The 22,149-nt window shown below is 70.0% G+C and carries 18 protein-coding genes; 14 read left to right on the forward strand and 4 right to left on the reverse strand.

Annotation, left to right across the window (positions count from 1 at the left end; translation table 11 throughout):
• Positions 1-7 precede the first annotated feature (7 nt).
• On the reverse strand, positions 8-1,492 hold the full coding sequence (locus ACFUCU_RS08165; protein ID WP_377971905.1) for a 6-phospho-beta-glucosidase: 1,485 nt from the start codon (positions 1,490-1,492) through the stop codon (positions 8-10).
• 90 nt (positions 1,493-1,582) lie between these two features.
• On the opposite strand from ACFUCU_RS08165, the gene ACFUCU_RS08170 reads away from it, so the two are divergent.
• From ACFUCU_RS08170 to tsaD, 6 genes are all read left to right on the forward strand, one after another.
• Positions 1,583-2,674 carry a carbohydrate kinase family protein gene (locus ACFUCU_RS08170; protein ID WP_290255871.1) on the forward strand — a complete coding sequence of 364 codons (1,092 nt, stop codon included), beginning with the start codon at positions 1,583-1,585 and terminating at the stop codon, positions 2,672-2,674.
• Positions 2,675-2,768: 94 nt separating this feature from the next.
• Positions 2,769-3,989, forward strand: coding sequence for an alanine racemase (alr, locus tag ACFUCU_RS08175; RefSeq protein WP_377972163.1), 1,221 nt, complete (start codon positions 2,769-2,771; stop codon positions 3,987-3,989).
• The gene (gene tsaE, locus ACFUCU_RS08180; RefSeq protein ID WP_377971907.1) at positions 3,986-4,600 is read left to right on the forward strand and encodes a tRNA (adenosine(37)-N6)-threonylcarbamoyltransferase complex ATPase subunit type 1 TsaE; all 615 of its coding nucleotides are present in this window, start codon (positions 3,986-3,988) and stop codon (positions 4,598-4,600) included. Before alr ends, tsaE begins: the two co-directional genes overlap by 4 nt.
• Positions 4,601-5,272: a tRNA (adenosine(37)-N6)-threonylcarbamoyltransferase complex dimerization subunit type 1 TsaB gene (gene tsaB, locus ACFUCU_RS08185; protein WP_377971908.1), complete on the forward strand. Its 672-nt coding sequence runs from the start codon at positions 4,601-4,603 to the stop codon at positions 5,270-5,272.
• A 59-nt stretch (positions 5,273-5,331) separates the two neighbouring features.
• Positions 5,332-5,814, forward strand: coding sequence for a ribosomal protein S18-alanine N-acetyltransferase (gene rimI, locus ACFUCU_RS08190; RefSeq protein WP_377972165.1), 483 nt, complete (start codon positions 5,332-5,334; stop codon positions 5,812-5,814).
• On the forward strand, positions 5,811-6,917 hold the full coding sequence (tsaD, locus tag ACFUCU_RS08195) for a tRNA (adenosine(37)-N6)-threonylcarbamoyltransferase complex transferase subunit TsaD (protein WP_377971910.1): 1,107 nt from the start codon (positions 5,811-5,813) through the stop codon (positions 6,915-6,917). The genes rimI and tsaD overlap by 4 nt, the downstream gene beginning before the upstream one ends.
• 70 nt (positions 6,918-6,987) lie before the next feature.
• Here tsaD and ACFUCU_RS08200 read toward each other — a convergent pair whose 3' ends face one another.
• Positions 6,988-8,139, reverse strand: a complete 1,152-nt coding sequence (locus tag ACFUCU_RS08200; RefSeq protein WP_377971911.1) for a glutamate--cysteine ligase — start codon at positions 8,137-8,139, stop codon at positions 6,988-6,990.
• Between the two features lie 141 nt (positions 8,140-8,280).
• Here ACFUCU_RS08200 and ACFUCU_RS08205 point away from each other — a divergent pair, with 141 nt between their 5' ends.
• Together ACFUCU_RS08205 and ACFUCU_RS08210 are read left to right on the forward strand one after the other, a co-directional pair.
• Positions 8,281-9,927, forward strand: a complete 1,647-nt coding sequence (locus ACFUCU_RS08205) for a glycoside hydrolase family 3 protein (RefSeq protein ID WP_377971913.1) — start codon at positions 8,281-8,283, stop codon at positions 9,925-9,927.
• Between the two features lie 89 nt (positions 9,928-10,016).
• Positions 10,017-10,850: a shikimate 5-dehydrogenase gene (locus ACFUCU_RS08210; protein ID WP_290255864.1), complete on the forward strand. Its 834-nt coding sequence runs from the start codon at positions 10,017-10,019 to the stop codon at positions 10,848-10,850.
• A 25-nt stretch (positions 10,851-10,875) separates the two neighbouring features.
• On the opposite strand, the gene ACFUCU_RS08215 is transcribed toward ACFUCU_RS08210, so the two are convergent.
• Entirely contained in the window at positions 10,876-12,105 is a 1,230-nt protein-coding gene (locus ACFUCU_RS08215) for a methyltransferase domain-containing protein (RefSeq protein ID WP_377971915.1), read from the reverse strand.
• Between the two features lie 56 nt (positions 12,106-12,161).
• On the opposite strand from ACFUCU_RS08215, the gene ACFUCU_RS08220 reads away from it, so the two are divergent.
• The 4 genes from ACFUCU_RS08220 (at position 12,162) to ACFUCU_RS08235 (ending at position 17,100) form a co-directional block, all read left to right on the forward strand.
• On the forward strand, positions 12,162-12,557 hold the full coding sequence (locus ACFUCU_RS08220; protein WP_377971916.1) for a hypothetical protein: 396 nt from the start codon (positions 12,162-12,164) through the stop codon (positions 12,555-12,557).
• A gap of 236 nt (positions 12,558-12,793) precedes the next feature.
• Positions 12,794-13,090: a co-chaperone GroES gene (gene groES / locus ACFUCU_RS08225; RefSeq protein WP_056737866.1), complete on the forward strand. Its 297-nt coding sequence runs from the start codon at positions 12,794-12,796 to the stop codon at positions 13,088-13,090.
• Positions 13,091-13,171: 81 nt separating this feature from the next.
• Positions 13,172-14,782 (forward strand): chaperonin GroEL, encoded by a 1,611-nt coding sequence (gene groL / locus ACFUCU_RS08230; protein WP_377971918.1) that lies wholly within the window; start codon positions 13,172-13,174, stop codon positions 14,780-14,782.
• 257 nt (positions 14,783-15,039) lie between these two features.
• Entirely contained in the window at positions 15,040-17,100 is a 2,061-nt protein-coding gene (locus tag ACFUCU_RS08235; RefSeq protein WP_377971920.1) for an acyltransferase family protein, read from the forward strand.
• Here ACFUCU_RS08235 and ACFUCU_RS08240 read toward each other — a convergent pair.
• Complete coding sequence (locus tag ACFUCU_RS08240; protein ID WP_377971922.1) at positions 17,084-18,052, reverse strand: DUF389 domain-containing protein; 969 nt, start codon at positions 18,050-18,052, stop codon at positions 17,084-17,086. The two genes, ACFUCU_RS08235 and ACFUCU_RS08240, sit on opposite strands and share 17 nt — an antisense overlap.
• Before the next feature lie 200 nt (positions 18,053-18,252).
• Between ACFUCU_RS08240 and ACFUCU_RS08245 the strand changes: the two genes are divergently transcribed.
• Together ACFUCU_RS08245 and guaB are read left to right on the forward strand one after the other, a co-directional pair.
• Positions 18,253-20,337 carry an acyltransferase family protein gene (locus ACFUCU_RS08245; protein WP_377971923.1) on the forward strand — a complete coding sequence of 695 codons (2,085 nt, stop codon included), beginning with the start codon at positions 18,253-18,255 and terminating at the stop codon, positions 20,335-20,337.
• A gap of 222 nt (positions 20,338-20,559) precedes the next feature.
• Positions 20,560-22,071, forward strand: coding sequence for an IMP dehydrogenase (guaB, locus tag ACFUCU_RS08250; protein WP_377971925.1), 1,512 nt, complete (start codon positions 20,560-20,562; stop codon positions 22,069-22,071).
• Positions 22,072-22,149: the final 78 nt, after the last annotated feature.

Here is a 22,149-nt window from a genome sequence, read left to right on the forward strand (position 1 = left end):
GTGTCCCTTACCGGCCCGGACCGTCCTGCCACAGCGCGGCGAGCCGGGGGAAGGCCGCCTCGTAGCCGGCCAGCAACCTCGCGGCCAGTTCCTCGGAGTCGACCAGCGGGTGGCGGGCGAAGGCGGCCAGCGCGGCTTCCCTTCGTGCCAATCCGAAGACAGGGCTGGAACCGCCGCCGGGGCCCCCTGTGCCGTCGCTCCCCGGGACGCCCGACCTTGAGCCAGGCCTCGGCGTCGTGGCCCGGACCACCAGCCGCTCGACCTCTTTCACCCGGCGCATCAGGTCCAGTTGCGCCGGGGCCGGCCGGTCCTGGGCGATGGGCACCACGCCGTCGGCGCCGACCCGGCACGGCACCTCGACGACGGCGTCCGACGGCAGGCCCGGTATCGCAGGACCCCCGCCTCCGCCGGGCCCTGTGCGCGGCAGGGTGTTGGGGACGTTGAGGATCAACTCCGTCTCCGGGCCGCCGGAGAGCGCCCGCATCAGGGCCAGCGCCACCCGTTCGTACCCGCCCCCGGCGAGGTCCTCCTCGTTCCGTTCTTCGCCGCCTGGCCTGGCCTCGGCGAGGTAGCCCTCCTCGCGGGACCGGCGCGCGGCGTCCCACAGCGCGTAGGCCTCCGCCCCCGCCGCGGCCAGCCGCGGGTACAGCCCGGCCTGCTGCCGGTGGATGGACTCGCCGCGGGTCTCCGCCGCGGACCGCATCGCGGCGGCGGCCTGCCCTGCGGCGTAGTAGTAGAAGAGGTACTCGTTCGGCAGGCATCCCAGCCCGGCCAGAAGTTCCGGGGAAAAAAGGCGGCCCTCCTCGAACCCGGCCAGTTTCCGCGGATCGGCGAGCAGCTCCGGCAGGAGGTCCCGGCCGTCGGCCTCAAGCCGGTACAGCCAGCCGAGATGGTTCAGCCCGTAATAGCCCACCCCCGCCAGAACGCCGTCCGGCAGTGCTACCCCGGCGGCCCGCGCCGCCCGATGGGCCAGGCCGCCGGCGGAATCACAGATCCCGACCACCTTAGGCCCCAGCACCGGGATCAGGGCCTCCGTGACCATCCCGGCCGGGTTGGTGAAGTTCACCAGCCAGGCCCCGGGACACAATCGCCGCATGGCCGCGGCGAGCTCGAGCATCGGGGGGATGCTCCGCAGCGCGTACGAGATCCCACCCGCGCCGGTGGTTTCCTGTCCCAGCAGCCCCAGGCCCTGAGCCACCCGTTCGTCCGCCACCCGTCCCGCGGTTCCGCCCGGGCGGATGGCGGCGAAGACCATATCCACCCCGGTGAGGGCCAACTCCAGGGACATGGATATCCGAACCGCCGGGGCGGGCGTACCGTCCGGAAGCCCGGCCCGGAACGACGCCAGCACCGCCCCGATGGCCTCCAGCCGGTGCGCATCGACGTCGTACAGCACGCACTCGTCCACCAGCCCGGCGTACGGGCCGGTGCAGAGCGCCCGGTAAATGAGCGGCACCCGGAACCCGCCGCCGCCGGCAACCATGAGCCGCATGCCAGCAGTGTAGGCCAGTCCGCCGGCGGCGGGGGAGGGGCGGACCAAAGCCGCTACCGGGACCGGGCCGGCGGGCGTACCCTGCGGAGTATGGACGCGATTCCAGCGCCGCGTTTCGATCCGCTTGCCGCCGTCCGCTCCCCGGCGGCCTTGGGATTCGACGTGCTGCTGACGGGCACCGTGTTCCAGGACATCATTTTCACCGGACTGCCGCACGCGCCGCGGCCGGGAACCGAGATCTGGAGCGAGGGCATGGGCAGCTGCCCGGGCGGGGTGGCGAACCAGGCCATCGCCGCGGCCCGGCTGGGATTGCGGACGGGCCTCGCGGCGGTCTTTGGCGACGACGGGTACGGCGAGGAGAACTGGAAGATCCTGGCCGGGCAGGAGCATGTGGACCTCTCGCTGTCCCGCCGGATTCCCGGCTGGCACTCGCCCGTCACCGTGTCCCTCAGCGTGGAAAAGGACCGGTCCATGATCACCCACGGCCACCCGGCGCCCGTCTCCGCCACCGAACTGATCGGGTCACCGCCGCTCGCGCTCGCCGCCGTCGCCGACCTCGCCGAGGAGATGGAACCGTGGGCCGTGGCCGCGCACCGGGCCGGCGTCCGGCTCTTCGGCGACGTCGGCTGGGACCCCACGGAAACCTGGGCGCGGGCGCGGCTGGAGAACCTGCGCTACTTCCACGCCTTCCTGCCCAACCAGCAGGAGGCGATGGCCTTCACCGGCAAGGACAACCCATGGGCGGCGCTCTACGCGCTCGCGGACCGGGTGCCGGTGGCCGTGGTGACCCTCGGCGCGCAGGGTGCCATGGCGGTGGACTCGGAGAGCGGCGAGGAGGAATGGGTGCCGTCGCTTCCCGTCACCGCCTTTGATCCCACCGGTGCCGGCGACTGTTTTGCCGCGGCGTTCATCGTGGGCTGCCTGGCCGGCTGGCCGCTGGGGGACCGGCTGCGCTTTGCCAATCTCTGCGCCGCCCTGGCCGTGCAGCACGTGGGAGGTTCCCTCGCCGCACCGGGCTGGGGCGACCTCGCCGACTGGTGGCAGCGGGCCAACGCCCGGAAGGAACGTCAGGGCAGCCAGTGGCTGCGCCGCTACCGTTTCCTCGAGGAGATCGTGCGTGATGTCCCGCCGGCGGCGCAGCGTCGGGCCGCGGCTACCATCGCGCACCTCTCTGACGCGTAGGACGGCTAGGACGGCGAAGACGCGGGGGCGGGAGCACGGACCCCGGTGCCCGGAATTCAGCCGCGTCCGGGGCCACCCGTAGAATCGTTAGGTGATATCCCCAGCAGCATCAGGTGAGTCCCAGCCGTCCGCGGACGCCGCGCCGGCCCGCGCGGAGGAACGGTCTGCGGTCATCGACCTCGCCGCGGTCCGGCACAATGTCCGGCGGCTCGCCGCCGTCGCGTCCCCGGCGAAGGTGATGGCCGTGGTGAAGGCGGACGCCTACGGCCACGGCGCCATCCCGGTGGCCCGCGCCGCGCTCAGCGCCGGTGCCAGCTGGCTGGGCGTCGCCCACATCTCCGAGGCCCTCGCCCTCCGCGCCGCCGGCATCGACGCGCCGCTGCTGGCCTGGCTGCACACCCCGGACAGCAACTTCGCCGCCGCCGTCGCCGCCGGCATCGACATCGGCTGCTCCGGCTGGGAGCTGGGCCGGATCGTCGCGGCCGCCCGCGAACAGGAACGCCCCGCCCGGGTCCATCTCAAGGTGGACACCGGCCTGGGCCGCAACGGCGTGACCCTCGCGGCCTGGGACTCGCTGCTCGGTGAGGCCCTCGAGTACCAGGACCAGGGCCTGCTGCGCGTGGTCGGGATCTTCTCCCACCTGGCCGTCGCGGACGAGCCCGAGCGGCCGGAAACCGATGCGCAGCTCGCCGTCTTCCGCGACATCCTGGCCATGGCCCAGGACGCCGGCGTCGACCCCGAGGTCCGCCACCTCGCGAACACCCCGGCCACCCTGTCCCGGCCGGACACGCATTTCGACCTGGTTCGGGTGGGACTGGGCATCTACGGCCTCTCGCCGTTCGAGGACCAGGGCGCCGAGGACGTGGGACTCCGCCCGGCCATGACCCTGCGCACGGTGGTGGCCCACTGCAAGGACGTCCCCGCCGGCCAGGGCGTCTCCTATGGTTTGAACTACCGCACTGCCGGCCCCAGCACCCTGGGCCTCATCCCGCTTGGCTACGCCGACGGCGTCCCGCGCATTGCCACCGGCGGACCCGTCCGGGTGGCGGAGCGGACGTACCCGGTGGTGGGCCGGATAGCAATGGACCAGATGGTGATCGACCTGGGTCCGCTGGAGGTCTCGGCGGGCGGGACGTCGCTGCTGGGCGAGGAGGCCGTCCTCTTTGGCGACGGCGCCGACGGCGGGCCCACCGCCGAGGACTGGGCCCGCGCCGCCGGGACCAACAACTATGAGATCGTCACACGGATCAGCACCCGGGTGCCGCGCCGCTACATCAACGAGGCCCCCGACGCCGACGGCGGGGAGTCGCTGTGAGCGCGCCGGTGTGGGAGCGCAGCGTCGAGGTCGCTACCGCCGCCCAGACACAGGAGCTGGCCGCCGCCCTCGGCGCCGAACTGCGGGCCGGGGACCTGCTGGTGCTTACCGGGGAACTCGGCGCCGGCAAGACCACGTTTACCCAGGGCCTGGGTGAGGGGCTCGGCGTGCGCGCCGGCATCATCTCCCCGACGTTCGTGCTGGTCCGGATCCACCCCAACCTGCCGGATGGACCCCGCCCCAGCGGTCCGGACCTGGTCCACGTGGACGCCTACCGGCTGGAGTCCGCCGCCGAGATCGACGACATCGACCTCGAAAACACCATGGACTCCGCGGTGACCGTGGTGGAGTGGGGCCGGGACCGGGTGGAGCACCTGAGCGAGAGCCGCCTGGAAATCGACCTGCACCGCAGGCTGGGAAGCCGCCCCGGCGGAGGCCACCAGTCCGTCCCCGAAGCGGACACCGCCTTCGAGGGCGTGCTCGACTTCGAGGACGAGGACGACGACGAGCCCCGCACCGTGGTCTTCCGCGGCTTCGGCCCGCGCTGGGCCGAACCGCCCGCGGCCCTGCCTGCCGGCCCGGACGCAACGCGCACCCAGGAAGAGGACTAAATGCTGATTCTCGCCATCGACACCTCGGCGGTTGCCAGCGCGGCCCTCGTCTCCGACGATTCCCTGGAATCCGTGGTGGGCTGCTTCGCCACCGAGGACACCCGCAGCCACGCCGAGGTCCTCGCCCCCGGCATCGCGAAACTCCTGACCGGCGCCGGCCTGACCGGCGCCGACCTCGACGCGGTGGTCACCGGCGTCGGCCCCGGTCCCTTCACCGGCCTGCGCTCGGGGATTGTCACCGCCCGGACCCTCGCGAATGTCTGGGGCAAGCCGCTGTACGGCATGATGAGCCTGGACGCGATCGCCCTAGAGGTGGCCGAGTCCATCGACAGCGCCGCCGAGTTCCTGGTGGCCACCGACGCGCGGCGTCGAGAGGTGTACTGGGCCCGGTACACCCTGGCTGCCGGGCAGCTTCCCAAGCTAGCGGACGGACCCCACGTCGGCTTCGCCTCCGAACTGCCGGAGCTGCCGGTCTACGGTGCCGGTGCCGGGCTGTACGCCGACCAGGTGCACGCCGTCGCCGGTTTCGCCGAACGCCAGCCCGAGGCGGTGTCCCTGGGCCAGTTCGCCCTCGCACGCCTGGCCGCCGGGGAAGAACTGCCCGACACCACGCCCCTCTACCTGCGCGAATCCGACGCCCAGGTGCCCGGGCCGCGGAAGCGCGCGCTGTGACCGCCGGGGCACCCGCCGCCGGGTCCGGACCGGCTAGCGGGGCTGTGACCCTGCGGCCCATGACGGCCGCCGACATCCCGGCCGTCCACGCCCTGGAGGTCCGGCTGTTCCCCGTGGACGCGTGGCCGATGCAGATGTTCAGCGACGAGCTCTCGCAGACCGACACCCGCCACTACCTCGTGGCCGAGGCCGACGGCGGGATCGTGGGCTACGCCGGGCTGATGTGCATCGAGCCCATCGCGGACGTCCAGACCATCGCCGTCGTCCCCGAGCAGGAGGGCCGCGGCATCGGCTCGGCCCTGCTGACCCGGCTGATCGCCGAGAGCCGCCGGCGCCGGGCCGCTGACGTGCTGCTCGAGGTCCGGGCCGACAACCCCCGCGCCCAGCAGCTCTACCGTCGCTTCGGCTTCGAACAGATCCACATCCGGCCGCGCTACTACCGCGACGGCGTCGACGCCCTGATCATGCGCCTGACGCTGACCGGCCCGGCATCCCCGGGTCAAACGCCGGACGATAACCCTGAGGAGACAGGCCAGGCATGAACAACGCTCCGCACAGCCACCAGCCGCTGGTGCTCGGCATCGAATCCTCCTGCGACGAGACCGGCGTCGGCATCGTCCGCGGCACCCGCCTGCTGGCCAACACCGTGTCCTCCTCGATGGAGGAACACGTCCGTTTCGGCGGCGTCATCCCCGAGATCGCCTCCCGCGCCCACCTCGACGCCTTCGTTCCCACGCTGACCGAGGCGCTGGCCGCCGCGGACGTGGCCCTGGACGACATCGACGCGATTGCCGTGACCTCCGGACCCGGCCTGGCCGGGGCCCTGATGGTGGGGGTCTGCGCGGCCAAGGCGCTGGCCGTGGCCACCGGGAAGCCGCTCTACGCGATCAATCACCTGGTAGCGCACGTGGGCGTCGGGCTGCTGGACACGGACGGCGCCGGCGATCCCGGCCGGCCGGCAGCCCTGCCCGACAACCTTGGCGCCCTCCTGGTCTCCGGCGGGCACACCGAAATCCTGCGCATCCGCAGCATCACCGACGACGTGGAACTGCTCGGATCGACGATCGACGATGCCGCCGGTGAGGCCTACGACAAGGTGGCCCGGCTGCTGGGCCTGGGCTACCCCGGAGGCCCGGCCATCGACAAGCTGGCGCGCACGGGAAACCCCAAGGCCATCCGCTTCCCCCGCGGGCTCACCCAGCCTAAGTACATGGGGACCGCGGAGGAGCCCGGCCCGCACCGCTATGACTGGTCGTTCAGTGGCCTGAAAACCGCCGTCGCGCGCTGCGTCGAACAGTTCGAGGCCAAAGGCGAGGAGGTGCCGGTGGCCGATATCGCCGCGGCATTCCAGGAGGCGGTGGTGGATGTCATCACGGCCAAGGCGGTGCTCGCCTGCCGCGAGCACGGCATCACGGAGCTGCTGCTGGGCGGGGGAGTGGCGGCCAATTCCCGGCTCCGGCAGCTCACCGAGCAGCGCTGCACCTCGGCTGGAATCCGGCTGACCGTGCCGCCGCTGAGCCTCTGCACGGACAACGGTGCCATGGTGGCCGCCCTCGGGGCGCAGCTGGTGATGGCCGGGACGGCGCCCAGCGGGATCGGTTTCGCGCCGGATTCGTCGATGCCGGTCACGTCCGTCTCGGTCTGACCGGGCTGAGGGTTCGACGCGAACGGCCCGGCCGGCATCCCGGCCGGACCACGCCGTGGGGCGGGAGGCGTCAGGCCGCCGGGCCCTGCCGCATCTGCTCGACCAGGTCCAGTACGACGGCGCGCAGGTCGCCGCCGTGTTCTGCGGCGACGCGGCGCTGCCGCTGGTAGCCGGCCCCGCGGTCAATGATTTTCGTGACGTCGCCCAGTTCGGCGGCGCAGCCCAGCTGCTCGGCGATCGGGGCGAGCCGGTCCAGGGTTTCCCGAAGGTGGTCCGTGACGAGCTGTTCGTTCCCCTCGGCGTCGAGGATGATGATCGCGTCCAGGCCGTAGCGGGCGGCGCGCCACTTGTTCTCCTGCACGTGCCAGGGCGGCATGGTGGGGATAGTCCCGCCGTTGTCCAGGATGGTGGAGAACTCGTGGACCAGGCACTGGGTCAGGGCCGCGATCGCGCCGACCTCCTCCAGGGTCGCCAGGCCGTCGCAGATGCGCATCTCGATGGTGCCGAGGTTGGGCACGGGCCGGATATCCCAGCGGATCTCGGAGAGGGCGTCGATCACCCCGGTGGTGAACATGTCCTGGACGTAGGACTCGTAGTCCTCCCAGCTGCCGAACTGGAACGGCAGGCCCGCGGTGGGCAATTGCTGGAACATCAGGGCCCGCTGCGAGGCGTAGCCGGTGTCCTCGCCGCCCCAGAACGGGCTGGACGCGGAGAGGGCCTGGAAGTGCGGGAAGTAGTTGACCAGGCCGTCGAGCACGGGCAGGACCTTGTCGCGGCTGTCCAGGCCGATGTGGACATGGACGCCATAGATCACCATCTGCCGGCCCCACCACTGGGTACGGTCGATCAGCTTGGCGTAGCGTTCCTTGTCCGTCACCGGCTGCAGCTGCGGCGGGCTGAACGGATGGGAGCCGGCGCAGAAGACCTCCACTCCCATCGGGTCCGTGACCTCACGGAGCGCGGAGAGGGATCCCGCCAGGTCCGCCTTGGCCTCGGCCACCGTGGTGCAGATCCCCGTGACCAGCTCCACCGTGTTGAGCAGCAGCTCCTGCTTGATGTGCGGGTGCTCGTCGTCCTCGTTGAGTTCCGGGTGCCGGGCGGCGACGCCGCGCAGCACCTCCTTGGCGACCGAGGCGAGCTCGCCGGTCTCGGCGTCGACGAGGGCCAGCTCCCATTCGACGCCGAGTGTTGACTGCCTGGATGAAGCGAACTCGATCTTCATGCGGTCCCTTCGCTGTAGTGGCGGCGCTCGCCGGTGGTTATGTGCGCCGTCACCGCAGCCGGGGCGGCGAGCGGGGGTATGGCAACAATGTCCCAAGTCTAGTGCAGGGGTAGCATCGAGCTGGTGGTCAAGTTACAGCTGATGCGTGAGAGTCTTCACAACCGGAACCTGTTGCCCGTGACCGCGGCGCTGCTGGCGGGGCTCGTGCTCCCGGCCGCCGGATGTTCGTCTCCGGCCGCTCCCGGCGACGGTTCACCGGGGCAAGCCGGGCACCCCGCCGCCCCCTCCGCGCAGCCCCTCGGCTGGGGACCCGAGCAGGCCGACGCCGACGCCGCCGCCCGGGCGGTGGCGGGAATGTCCCTGGAGCAGAAGGCGGGCCAGGTCCTGCTGGCCTCCTTCGCCGGGCTCGACGTCGAGGCGCACGCCAAGACGGTGGAACGGCTGCACCTGGCCGGGTCGATCGTGATGGGCGACAACGTTCCCGCGACGGCGACCGGCCAGGTGGACACCACGGCCATGCGTGCCGCCACCGACCGGCTGCAGCGGGCGGCCCGTGCCGACGGCCGTGGCTGGCCCGGCCTGATCGGCGTCGACCAGGAAGGTGGGCTGGTGGCCCGCCTGCGCGCCCCGCTGACCGAATGGCCGGCCCCCATGAGCTACGGCGCCGCCGGCAGTGACCCGCTGGCTACCGACGCCGGACGGGCCCTCTCGGCCGAACTGGCAGGGGTGGGCTTCAACGTCGACTTCGCCCCGGCGGCGGACGTGACCATGGGGCCGGCGGATCCCACGATCGGTGCCCGCTCGTTCTCCGGCAGCCCGGACACTGCGGCCGCCGTCGGGACCGCGTTCTCCAAGGGCATGCTGGATGCCGGCGTGCTGCCCGCGGCCAAGCACTTTCCCGGCCATGGGTCCGTCAGCGTCAACTCGCACCAGGGACTCCCGGTCCAGGGCGCCAGCCTGGACCAGCTCCGGGCCCGTGACCTCAAGCCCTTCCAAGCCGCGATTGACGCGGGCCTGCCCATGGTCATGACCGGCCACATCTCGGTGCCCGCCCTCCAGCCCGGAGTCCCCGCCTCCGTCTCGGCCGCCTCCTATGCCGAATTGCGCCGCATGGGGTTCAAGGGCGTGGCGGTCACCGACGCCATGAACATGGGCGCCATTACGGAGCAGTTCCCCAACGATTCGTCCGCGCCCCTGGCGCTCGCGGCGGGGGCGGACTTGATCCTGATGCCCGCCTCGGTGGACACCGCGCACGCCGCGATTGTCTCCGCCGTCCGCAACGGCAGCCTGCCGGCCGCACGCCTGGACGAAGCGGCGCGCCGCGTCGTGACCATGCAGCTCTGGCGCGGACGCAGCCAGCCGGCCCGTGCCTCGGCGCCCGGCAGCGGCTCGGCCCTCTCCGAGAAGGTCTCCCAGGAAGCCATCACGGTGCTGTCCGGGCCGTGCAAGGGTCCGATCGTGCCCGCGAGTGTCCGGGTGACCGGCGGCACGGAGCAGGACCGGTCCCGCTTCGCCGCCACGGCCCGGCAGGCCGGCATCGGTGTCGGGTCCGGCCCGGTGGTGGCGCTCATCGGCTACGGCGAGGGCCCCGTGACCGCCGACGTCGCGGTGGCCCTCGACGCGCCCTGGCCGCTGGAGAAGTCCGCTGCTCCGGCCAAAATCGCCCTTTACGGCCGGAGCCAGGAGGCCTTCGAAGCCCTCGCGGCGGTGCTGGCCGGCAAGGCACCCGCTCCCGGCAAGCTGCCGGTGGCGGTGGGTGCGCAGGGCCGGGGGGCGGGCTGCACATAGGCGCTGAGCCTGAGAGCTGCACCTGAGAGGAGGAGAGGGCCGCTGTCCCGGGCCGGGTACCGTCCCGCGCGGTGGCGTTTAATGGAGCGGTGCCTATCCTGAACAAAGACATGACGCTGTGTATCTCGCTCTCGGCCCGCCCAAGCAACAACGGGACGCGCTTCCACAACCACCTGTACGAGCAGCTCGGCCTGAACTGGATCTACAAGGCCTTCGCCCCCACGGACCTGGGCCAGGCGATCGCCGGGGTCCGCGGGCTGGGGATCCGCGGCTGCGCCGTGTCGATGCCGTACAAGGAGGACGTGATCGACCTCGTGGACGTCATGGACCCGTCCGCGAAGGCCATCGACTCGGTCAACACGATCGTCAACGACGGTGGCACCCTCACCGCCTACAACACCGACTACACCGCCATCGAACAGCTCCTGCAGCGCAACGCCGTGCCGGTGGACTACTCCGTCTGGCTCCGCGGTGCCGGCGGCATGGCGAAGGCGACGGCGGCCGCGTTGCGCGACGCCGGGTTCCGGGACGTCACCATCATTGCCCGCAACGAGGACGCCGGCCGGGCGCTCGCCGACCTCTACGGTTTCGCCTGGCGCGCCGACGTTCCGGCCCAAGGCGATGGTGTGGACCCCGCCGCGCTGCTGATCAATGTCACGCCCATAGGCATGGCGGGCGGCGCCGAGGCGGACGCCCTGGCCTACCCGCAGTGGGCGGTGGAGGAAGCCGAGGTGGTATTCGACGTCGTCGCCCTGCCCGCCGAGACGCCGCTGATCAAGGCCGCCCGGACCGCCGGGAAGAAGGTCATCACGGGCGCCGAGGTGGCCACCATCCAGGCGCTGGAACAGTTCGTCCTCTACACCGGCATCCGTCCCAGCGAGGAGCAGGTCCGGGCCGCCGAGGAGTTCATGCGCGCCCAGTAAGGTCGCCGCCCGGCGCTACAGAGCCCTATGGGGCGGCTGGACGTACCGCGACGGCAACCCGGTCCTCGCCGATCCGGGTGAGGACCAGGGTGGCCTTGTTCTTGGCCTTCTTCGCGGCCCTGCCGCCGGGCAGCAGCTGCCCGCGCAGTTCCTCCGGGGTCACGGCCACGCCGCGCTTCTTGATCTCGAGCACGCCGATACCGTTCTCCCTGACCCAGGCTTTGAGGGCCTTGACGTTGAGCGGCATCACCTCGAGGACCTCATAGGCGCGGGCGAACGGGGTGTCCTGCAGTTCGGGGGCGCAGATGTAGGCGATGTGCTCGTCCACCAGGTGTCCGCCGAGCCGGAGCGCGACGTCGGCCACCAGTCCGGCGCGGATCACGGCCCCGTCGGGTTCGTAGAGGTACCCGGATACCGGGCCGACGGGGGCCGCCGGGCCGCCGTCGAAATCCTCGACGCTGGTGAGCTCCGCCGCGCCCCGCGGGCCGAGCACCAGCGCGGCGCGGCGGATGCCCGGGCGGCGGACGGAGTTGAACCACAGGGCGACCTCGGTGACGTCGCCGCCCACCGAAACCCACTGTGCCTCGCAGTCCGCGGGAATTGCGGTGTGGGGGATCCCGGGGCCCATCTTCACGCCGACGGCGCGGCCGGAGGCGGCCAGCGACTCGACAAAGGACAGCGGCGGGGAAAAGTCTTCCGGGTCCCAGAGCCTGGTGGTGCCCGAGGTGGACGTGGTCCGGCGGGCCGGGTCCAACCAGACCCCGTCGATCCCGTCCAGCGGCACGGATTCCGCGTCGGCGTGCACCACGGTGGCGTTCCGGAACGGGATCAGGTTCATCGTGGCGCAGGCAGCGGTGGTCTCATCCAGTTCCACCGCGGTCACGGTCAGGTCCAGGGACGCCAGGGCCATCGCATCGGCGCCGAGCCCGCAGCCCAGGTCCGCGACGTGGGTGACCCCCGCCTCCGCGAAACGCTGGGCGTGCCGGGCGGCGACCGTGAGCCGGGTGGCCTGCTCCAGGCCGGCACGGGTGAAGATCATCTGCCGGGCGAATTCGCCGAACTTGGCCTCCGCCTTGGTCCGCAGCCGGGACTGCGTCAAGGCCGCGGAGACCAGATCCGCCGGGTGGCCTGCCTTGCGGAGCGCCGCGTTGAGCTGGAACGCCTCCTCCTCCCGGTACGGGCCCAGCGAGGACAGCAGTTCCCACCCCGCCGGATTGAGCAGTGGTGCGATCTGGTCCTGCGGTGTCTCAGCCATGCCATCGATCGTAGTTCAGGCCCGGGAACCCCGCGGCGCCCACTAGGCTTGACGGCATGAAGGACAGGAACACGGAAACCGATGGAACGGCGGCGGGGGAGGCCCCGGGCCGTCGGGGATTGGCCCGCTACGCCCGCCCGGCGCTGATCGCCGGCGTCGTGGTCGCCGTCGTCTGCGCCGCGTTGCTGGTGATCATCTTCCTCCTCGACACCTTCAATGCCACGGTTTACTCGGTGGACGGCAAGGACGTCGCGGACGCCACCGACGAGGCCCGGGCCATCCGCGACACCTACGCCGGGGTCCGGATCGGCAGCATCATCTTCCTGATCGCCGGCCTCCTCGCGGCCCTGGCCGGCGGCTTCCTGCTCTACCGGACGCGCAACGACGCGCCCCGGGTGGACGAGGACGACGACGGGCTGGAGTGGGACTACGACGACTTGGCGGGGGAGTAGCCGGGCTGCTTGCCCATCCGGACATCAGGCGGCCGTTCGCCACAGATGAACTTCTGGCACTCACCTTGACCGAGTGCTAACTCCTTACATAGAGTCGTCATTAGCACTCCCCCTAGGCGGGTGCTAACACCAAAGCATCAGCTGCCAGGCTGCTGCCGGCACCGCGACGACGGTCTGTACGCATGGCACCACCGCTTTGAAGTCCATGAATTTGCTGACGAAAAGGAGAGGTCCGAGTGTCGGTCTCTATTAAGCCTCTTGAGGATCGTATTGTTGTCCGCCCGCTCGAAGCCGAGCAGACCACGGCCTCCGGCCTGGTTATCCCGGACTCCGCACAGGAGAAGCCGCAGGAAGGCGAAGTTGTCGCGGTAGGCCCCGGCCGCTTCGATGACAACGGCAACCGCGTTCCCGTCGACGTTGCCGTTGGCGATGTCGTCATCTACTCCAAGTACGGCGGAACCGAAGTCAAGACCGGCGGTGTCGAGTACCTCGTACTGTCCGCCCGCGACGTTCTGGCGATCGTCGTAAAGTAACTCTCTTGGATCCCCGCGCCGCCGGACCGTCAGTAATGAACGGAACGGCTGCGCGGGGTTCTTTCGTGAAAGGACAACACCATGGCAAAGCAGCTCGCGTTTAATGACGCTGCCCGCCGGTCCCTCGAGGCCGGTATCGATAAGCTCGCCAACACCGTCAAGGTGACGCTCGGCCCCCGCGGCCGCAACGTCGTGCTGGACAAGAAGTGGGGCGCCCCCACGATCACCAACGACGGCGTGACCATCGCCCGCGAGGTTGAGCTGGACGACCCGTACGAGAACCTGGGCGCGCAGCTGGCCAAGGAGGTCGCCACCAAGACCAACGACGTCGCCGGTGACGGCACCACCACCGCAACGGTGCTGGCGCAGGCCCTGGTCAAGGAAGGCCTGCGCAACGTTGCCGCCGGCGCGGCCCCGGGCCAGATCAAGCGCGGCATCGAGGTCTCAGTCGAGGCCATCGCCGCCCGCCTGCTGGAGAACGCCCGTCCGGTTGAGGGCACCCAGGTGGCCAACGTTGCCGCCATCTCCGCGCAGAGCGACGAGGTCGGCGAACTGCTGGCGGAGGCGTTCGGCAAAGTCGGCAAGGATGGTGTGATCACCATCGAGGAGTCCTCCACCACGCAGACCGAGCTGGTCCTGACCGAGGGCATGCAGTTCGACAAGGGCTACCTGTCCCCGTACTTCATCACCGACGCGGAACGCCAGGAAGCCGTCCTCGAGGACGCCCTCATCCTGATCAACCAGGGCAAGATCTCTTCGCTGCAGGACTTCCTGCCGCTGCTGGAGAAGGCCCTGCAGGCCTCCAAGCCGCTCTTCATCATTGCCGAGGACGTCGACGGCGAGGCCCTGTCCACGCTGATCGTCAACCGCATCCGCGGCACCCTGAACGTCGTCGCCGTCAAGGCTCCCGGCTTCGGTGACCGCCGCAAGGCCATGCTGCAGGACATCGCGACCCTGACCGGCGCGCAGGTCGTCTCCCCGGAACTGGGCCTCAGCCTGGACACCGTGGGCTTGGAGGTCCTCGGTACCGCGCGGCGTATCACCGTCACCAAGGACAACACCACGATCGTCGACGGTGCCGGTTCTGCCGAGGACGTCGCGGCCCGTGTCGCACAGCTGCGCGCCGAGCTGACCCGCACCGACTCGGACTGGGACAAGGAAAAGCTGCAGGAACGCCTGGCCAAGCTGGCCGGCGGCATCGGCGTGATCAAGGTCGGCGCAGCCACCGAGGTCGAGCTGAAGGAAAAGAAGCACCGCATCGAAGATGCCGTGTCCTCCACGCGCGCCGCGCTGGAAGAGGGCATCGTCTCCGGCGGCGGTTCGGCCCTGGTCCACGCCCTCAAGGCCCTCGACGAGGACCCGACGGTCAAGGCACTCGACGGCGACGCGGCAGCAGCCGTGGGCATCGTCCGCCGGGCGCTGACCCAGCCGCTGCGCTGGATCGCCCAGAACGCCGGCTTCGACGGCTACGTCGTTGCCGCTCGGGTGGCGGACTCGGCCGTCAACCAGGGCTTCAACGCGAAGACCGGTGAGTACGAGGACCTGATCGCCGCCGGCGTGATCGACCCCGTCAAGGTCACCCGCGCCGCCCTTCGGAACGCCGCTTCCATCGCCGCGCTGGTTCTCACCACCGAGACCCTGGTGGCGGAGAAGCCGGCCGACGAAGACGAGCACGCCGGCCACCAGCACTAGGCCACCGTGTAGTTCCAGCTGCACCACGTGCACCATCTGCAGCAGAGAGAGAACGCCCCGGCATCGCGCCGGGGCGTTCTTTCTGCTTTCCCCGGGCTCTCACGGGAGATCATGGCCGGTTCACAAGCTCCTCACAGTCCGCTCTGCTTAACTCGCTGGGTGCACCCCGGCGGCTGGCACCCCCGGCGCACCTTCCGTAGAGTGGAACACTTAGGTTTCGGCGGCCCGAGGCGGGCCGTCCGTGGTGAGGAATTTTGATGACGCAGCAGGCGGGGCTCCAGGAAGCGGCCCCCACGGGTGTTCCGGCCCGTCCCAACCGGAAACCCGGCTACCGGCCCGAGATCCAGGGGCTGCGGTCGCTGGCTGTTCTGATGGTGATGACCTACCACATCTGGTTTGGCCGGGTCTCTGGCGGTGTGGACGTCTTCCTGCTGGTGTCGGCTTTCCTCATGACCCTTCAGTTCGTGGGACGTTTCGAGGACGGGCGTCCGACCGCCCTGGTCAGACACTGGCTGCATCTCTTCCGCCGCCTCATCCCGGCGGCTGTCGTCGTGGTGGTCGCCACGCTGGCGGCGACCATCTTGTTCCTTCCTCGGACCCGGTGGCTGGACATCGTCGGCCAGGGTTGGGCGTCCCTGGTGTATTCCGAAAACTGGCTGCTGCAGGCCCAGGCCACCGACTACTACGCCTCGGACCACTCCTCGGCCAGCCCCTTCCAGCATTTCTGGTCGCTGTCCATCCAGGGGCAGGTGTTTATCCTGTGGCCCCTGATCTTTGTGGGTGCCGCGCTCCTCGCCAAGCGCTTCCGCCTGAAGTATCGGGCGCTGTTGGCCTACGTTTTCGGGCTCATTTTTGCCGTCTCCCTCGTGTACTCCATCGTCTTCACCGCGGCCAGCCAAACCGAGGCTTACTTCGACACCGGCGCCCGCCTCTGGGAATTCGCGCTCGGATCGCTCGTGGCGCTGGTCCTTCCTCTGCTCCGGATCCCCGCGCCGTGGCGGGTGCGTCTCGGGTGGCTTGGCATCGCCGCGATGTTGAGTTGCGGCTTCCTGCTGGACGTCCAGGCGTCCTTCCCCGGCAGTATCGCGCTGTGGCCCACCCTGGCCGCCGCCTGCGTGATCGTCGCCGGTCAGACCGGTAGCCGGTTCGGGGCGGACCGGATTCTCAGTTCCCGGCCGCTGGTCCGCCTCGGGGACATGTCCTACGCGATGTATCTCTGGCATTGGCCGCTCTTGGTCGTTGCGCTCGCGGTGCAGCAGCGCGGCCACGCCGGTCCAGTCACGGGTTCGGCGATCATCGTAACCACCATAGCGCTGGCCTACCTGACCACCCGGTTCGTGGAGCGCCCGTGGCGGCAGTGGAAGTGGCCGGAGGTGAGGCGGCGCCGGGCGTCGCTCGCGATCGTGGCCGCCCTCACGGTCGCCGCCGTCCCGCTGGCCGGGCTCCAGTTGGCGTTGTACTTCGAGAATCAGGGCATCCTGGCCAAGGCCGCGCGGAATAATCCCGGCGCCCGTGCGCTGCTGCCGGACTTCACAGAGCAGGCCGACGCCGACGCGGCCCTCCTTCCCGCGCCGGAGAACTTGGGCAAGGACTGGGCCAGTTTGCCGCAGCCGTGCAGCGGTACACTCGAGCCCCAGAATGCCACCCTCCGCGGAGTGTGCAACGAAAACACCCAGAACGGGAATTCGGCGAAGAGGGTTCTCGTCCTCGGCGACTCGCACGCAGAACAGTGGCTCCCCGCCCTGAAACCGGTGAGTGATGAGAAGGGATGGCGGCTCTACGCCATGCTGATGGGCGGCTGCAAGCCCGGCACAACTGCGCAGAACGCCAATGCCGATTGCGACAAGTTCAACGCCGCCGTCACCGCGGAGGTCAAGCGCAACCCGCCGGACGCGATCGTGGTGGTGGGCACCGCGGCGTCGCCCTCGTCAAACGGTGAAACGCTGATCCCCGGTCTGGAGTCCAGCCTCGATACGTGGACCGGTCTCGGAATCCAGGTGATCCTGCTGCGGGACAACCCGCGGTTCGAATTCAACATGGCCGATTGTGTCGTGACGAAGGGGAAGGACGACACGGCGTGCCTGCCGGCCAAGAGTGGACTCTTCGCCGCAGATAACCCGCTCGACACCCTGGCGGACAGAGCCCCGAACGTCGTCACACTGGATATGACCGACCTCATCTGCCGTGAAATCGACTGCCCCGGCGTCGTGGGCAACACCTTCGTCTACCTGGATGACAACCACCTCAGCCGCACCTATTCGGCGAGCATGGCCCCGATGGTCAAGGACCGGCTGCTCTCCGCTACCGGCTGGGAGTAGCGCTGCTGCGCCCCTGGCGGGGTCGGGCACCGCGGGGGTGCCGCCGGGTCACCACCCGGTAGAAAAGGAGCACGGCCACCGCGGCCACCACCAGTCCGGCGAGGTTGATGAACAGCTGCACGGCCGAGCCCGCCGCCTTCTGGTACTCGCCCAGCACCAGCGCCACCGCGACGAACCCCGCCGCCGGCACGGTGGTCACCGAGATGAACACACCCACCAGGGCGGTGGAACGGCGGCTGATCACCGACAGCATGCCTGCCACCCCGGCCAGAAGTGCCACGATCAACGAGTACGGTCCCGGGTGGTAGATGAACTCGACGGCGGACCCGGTGTCCAGCGCGGACGTGGGAAAGAGCCCCAGCGGAACGGACAACCACGCGGTGAAGGCCGCCGCGAGCATCGCAACCGGGAATCCGACGCCGAGGGCCAGGGCCGCACTGCGCCCGAGCCGCCACTGCCGCCGCACCAGCGCCACCGCCAGCGCCGCGAGCGGCCCGAATTCCGGACCGACGGCCATCGCTCCGACGATGGCGATGGTGGAGTCGGTGACGATGCCGATCGCCGCCAGCTGGGTGGCGAGAACCAGGAAGGCCAGGAAGCTCCAGGTCAGCTTGGCATCGTCCCCGGTCTGCCGGGAGACCTCGTCCCAGATCATCGCGTCCGCGCCCTCGCCCGGCGCCTCAGCGACTGCGCGGTCGGCCCGGTCGGAGAGCAGGAGCTCGGGGGTGGTGACGGAGATGGAGCCCGCGCGCTGCACACCCAGTGACTGAAGCCTCTCCAGCAGCGGGTCGACGGCTTCCCGGGCGATCATCACCTGCAGCACGTCACCCTCGGGCACCAGCGAGGTCCCCGGATGGAGCGCCACCTCCGCCACACCTTCCGCATCCGAGCAACACTCGACGACGGCGGAGGTCAGCTCCGCCGGAACGCATATTCGCACCGTGACGATCACCGGCGGCCTCCTTCGACCCGTTCAGAGTAGCCGGGGGAATGCGGCGGGGTACTCAGCCGCGCGGCCTCAAGGAGTGCATCCTCAGGCGCAGTCGCAAATAGTAAGCACTCTGGCGATTGGCGAACGAAATTACGGTTCGGTAACATTGATGGTTCGGAATCCTGCCCACAATGTCGATGAATCACCCCGAGGGGTCCCGCGTGTCAGAGCTGCGAACCAATCCCACCCGGCCGCATGCGCCGGCCGGGTCTCCGGCGAGCCGTAAGACGGGCTACCGCCCGGAGGTCCAGGGGCTGCGCGCCCTGGCCGTCCTCATGGTTGTGACCTACCACGTCTGGCTGGGCCGGGTCTCGGGAGGCGTGGACATCTTCCTGCTCATCTCGGCCTTCCTCATGACCCTGAGCTTCGCCCGCAAGGTCGAGGCCGGGAAGCCGCTGCGCCTCGTGCACCACTGGCTCCACCTGCTGAAGCGGCTGCTGCCCGCCGTCGTCGTGGTGGTGCTGGCCGTGCTCGCCGGGACCTGGGCGATCCTGCCCGCCAGCCGCTGGCCCGACGTCCTGAGCCAGGCCTGGGCCTCCCTCTTGTACCGGCAGAACTGGCTGCTCGCGGACACCGCCGTCGACTACTACGCCCAGGACCACTCGGGTGCAAGCCCGCTGCAGCACTTCTGGTCCCTCTCCATCCAGGGTCAGGTCTTCGTGCTGTGGCCGCTGATCTTCGCGGGAACGGCGCTGCTCCGCCGGGCACTGAACCGCTGGACTCCACTGGGGACAAAGGGCGTCAGCTACCCGCTGCTGCTCGCGGTGGCCTTCGGTGCGGTCTTCGCCGCGTCACTTGTCTATTCCATAGACCAGACCGCCAGCAACCAGGCCTACGCGTACTTCGATACCCGGGCCCGCCTCTGGGAGTTCGCCCTGGGCTCGCTGCTCGCCCTGGCCCTGCCGCACCTGAAGCCTGGCAAGGCGCTGCGCGTGGTGCTGGGCTGGGCCGGCCTCGTGGCCATGCTCTCCTGCGGACTGCTCCTGACCGTCGACCGGTCCTTCCCCGGCTTCATCGCCCTCTGGCCCACGCTGGCCGCCGCCGCCATCATCGTCGCCGGGCAGAGCGGAAGCCGGTTCGGCGTGGACCGGCTCCTGAACTGGCGGCCGCTGGTGGCCCTCGGCGACAACTCCTATGCGCTGTACCTCTGGCACTGGCCGCTGCTGGTGCTGGCCCTGGCCGGGTGGGGGATCACCGCGCCGGACCTCTGGCAGGGCCTGGCGATCGTCGCCGTCTCCATCGCGCTGGCGGTGCTGACCACCCGTTACGTGGAGAAGCCGCTACGCGAATGGCACTGGCCGCAGAGCCGGGCCTGGCGCTCCGCCGTCGTGATCGCCGCCTGCGGTGCCCTGCTGGCCGCCCCGATCACCCTCTGGCAGGGACGCATCAGCGCGGACGAGGCTGCCGCCGCCGCCCAGCCGCGGGACCTCACCCCGGGGGCCGCCGTCCTGGCGCCGGAAAACGCCGGCAAACCCACGCCGGAGGCCAAGATCATCCCCGCGCCGCAGGCGATGAAAAACGAATGGGCGGACATCGACGGCCTCTGCACGGACGCCAACGTGCCCAGCAACCCGCTGCTGCAGGGCTGCCTGCAGAACAGCCGCCCCGAGCACGTGACCAAGCGGATCGTGGTGCTCGGCGACTCGCACGCCCAGCAGTACATGGCCGCCCTCGGCCCGGTCGCCAAGAACCACGGCTGGGAGGTCGTCACCCTGCTCAAGGGCAACTGCCGGTTCGGCGGCCAGTCGGACCAGCGCGACGCCGACTGCAACGCCTTCAACAAGGCCAGCGCCGAATACGTCCTGGAGCATAAGCCGGACGCGGTCTTCACCGTCGCCTCCCTGACTCACAAGGACGCGCCCTACGAGACCGAGGTACCGCAGTACCTCGAGGGCATCAAACCCTTCACCGACGCCGGAATTGACGTCGTCGGTATCCGGGACAACCCCCGCTTCACCCAGAACATGCCCGAATGCGTCCAGAAGAAGGGCGCCGACGCCGCCGCGTGCAACGTCCCGCTCCAGGAGTCCCTGGCCGCCGCCTCGCCGCTGGATGACTACCGCGGCAAGGTGCCCCGGCTGCACCTGATGGACATGAGCGACTTCATCTGCGCCAACGGCACCTGCCCCGCCGTGGTGGGCAACGTCTACGTCTACAAGGACGACAACCACCTGACCAAGACCTACGTGCAGACCATGATCCCGATGTTCGAGGAGCGGCTGCTCGCTGCAACGGGCTGGAGCTAAGCGGCGCCCGCGTGCCGTCCGGGCGCCGCACTCGCGCCGCCGTGCCCTGGCTGGCTCCCCGGATGAAGCGGCTCACACCCGCCGCCCGGAATATGGGGATCGGCGCCAAGGTTCTAGTATTTATTCAACACTTCTGCACAGGCCACGCCCGTAATGACGGGCTGGTCATCTGCTGCAACCCCTACCCGTGAACCCCAGAAACCCAAGGTAAGAGGCGCACTCATGACCCAGCCCGAACACGACCCCTTTGGCTTCGTCGGCCTGACCTACGACGACGTTCTGCTCCTGCCGGGGCACACCAACGTCATCCCCTCCGACGCCGACACCTCCTCCCGGATTTCCAAGCGCATCTCCGTGAAGACCCCGCTGCTCTCGGCCGCGATGGACACGGTCACCGAGTCCCGCATGGCCATCGCCATGGCCCGCCAAGGCGGCCTCGGCGTCGTCCACCGCAACCTCTCGATCGCCGACCAGGCGGACCAGGTGGACCGGGTCAAGCGCAGTGAATCCGGCATGATCACCAACCCGCTGACCATCGGCCCCGAAGCCACCCTGGCCGAGCTCGACGAGATCTGCTCGCGCTACCGCGTCTCCGGCCTCCCCGTCGTGGACGAGGGCATGCGGCTGCTCGGCATCGTCACCAACCGCGACACCCGCTTCGTTCCCGAGGCAGACTTTGCGATCCGGCTGGTCAGCGACGTCATGACCAAGATGCCTCTGGTCACCGGCCACGTGGGCATCAGCCGCGAGGAAGCCTCCCACAAGCTGGCCACCAACAAGATCGAGAAGCTCCCGCTGGTCGACGACCAGGGTCGGCTCAAGGGCCTGATCACCACCAAGGACTTCACCAAGGCCGAGCAGTACCCGCTGGCCACCAAGGACGACGAGGGCCGCCTCCGCGTCGGCGCCGCCATCGGCTTCTTCGGTGACGGCTGGGAACGCGCCATGGCCCTGATCGACGCCGGCGTCGACGCCCTGTTCGTGGACACCGCCAACGGCCACTCTCAGGGCGTGCTGGACATGATCCGCCGCCTCAAGTCGGACCCGGTCGCCGCGCACGTGGACATCATCGGCGGCCAGGCCGCCACCCGTGAGGGTGCTCAGGCCCTGATCGACGCCGGTGCCGACGGCATCAAGGTCGGCGTGGGTCCCGGTTCCATCTGCACCACCCGCGTCGTGGCCGGCGTCGGTGTCCCGCAGATCACCGCCATCTACGAATCCGCCAAGGCCGCGATTCCCGCCGGCGTGCCGCTGATCGCCGACGGCGGCCTGCAGTACTCCGGCGACATCGGCAAGGCCCTGGTCGCCGGCGCGGACACCGTCATGCTCGGCTCCCTGCTGGCCGGCTGTGACGAGTCCCCGGGCGACCTGATCTTCGTCAACGGCAAGCAGTTCAAGCTCTACCGCGGCATGGGCTCCCTCGGTGCGATGCAGACCCGCGGCAAGAACACCTCCTACTCCAAGGATCGGTACTTCCAGGCCGACGTCTCCGGCGACGACAAGCTCATCCCCGAAGGCATCGAGGGCCGGGTGGCCTACCGTGGCCCGCTCGCCTCCGTGGCCTACCAGCTGGTCGGCGGCCTCCGCCAGACCATGTTCTACACCGGCGCCCCCACGGTCCCCGAACTGAAGGCCCGCGGCAAGTTCGTCCGGATCACCCCGGCCGGGCTGAAAGAATCCCACCCGCACGACATCCAGATGACGGTCGAAGCGCCCAACTACGGCGCACGCTGACCCGAACAGGTTGCCTGACCGGCACCCGAAAGGGGCCGTTCTGATCACTCAGAACGGCCCCTTTCGCGTGTCCGCGGC

Source organism: Arthrobacter sp. NPDC057259 (assembly GCF_042668995.1).
Lineage (GTDB): Bacteria > Actinomycetota > Actinomycetes > Actinomycetales > Micrococcaceae > Arthrobacter.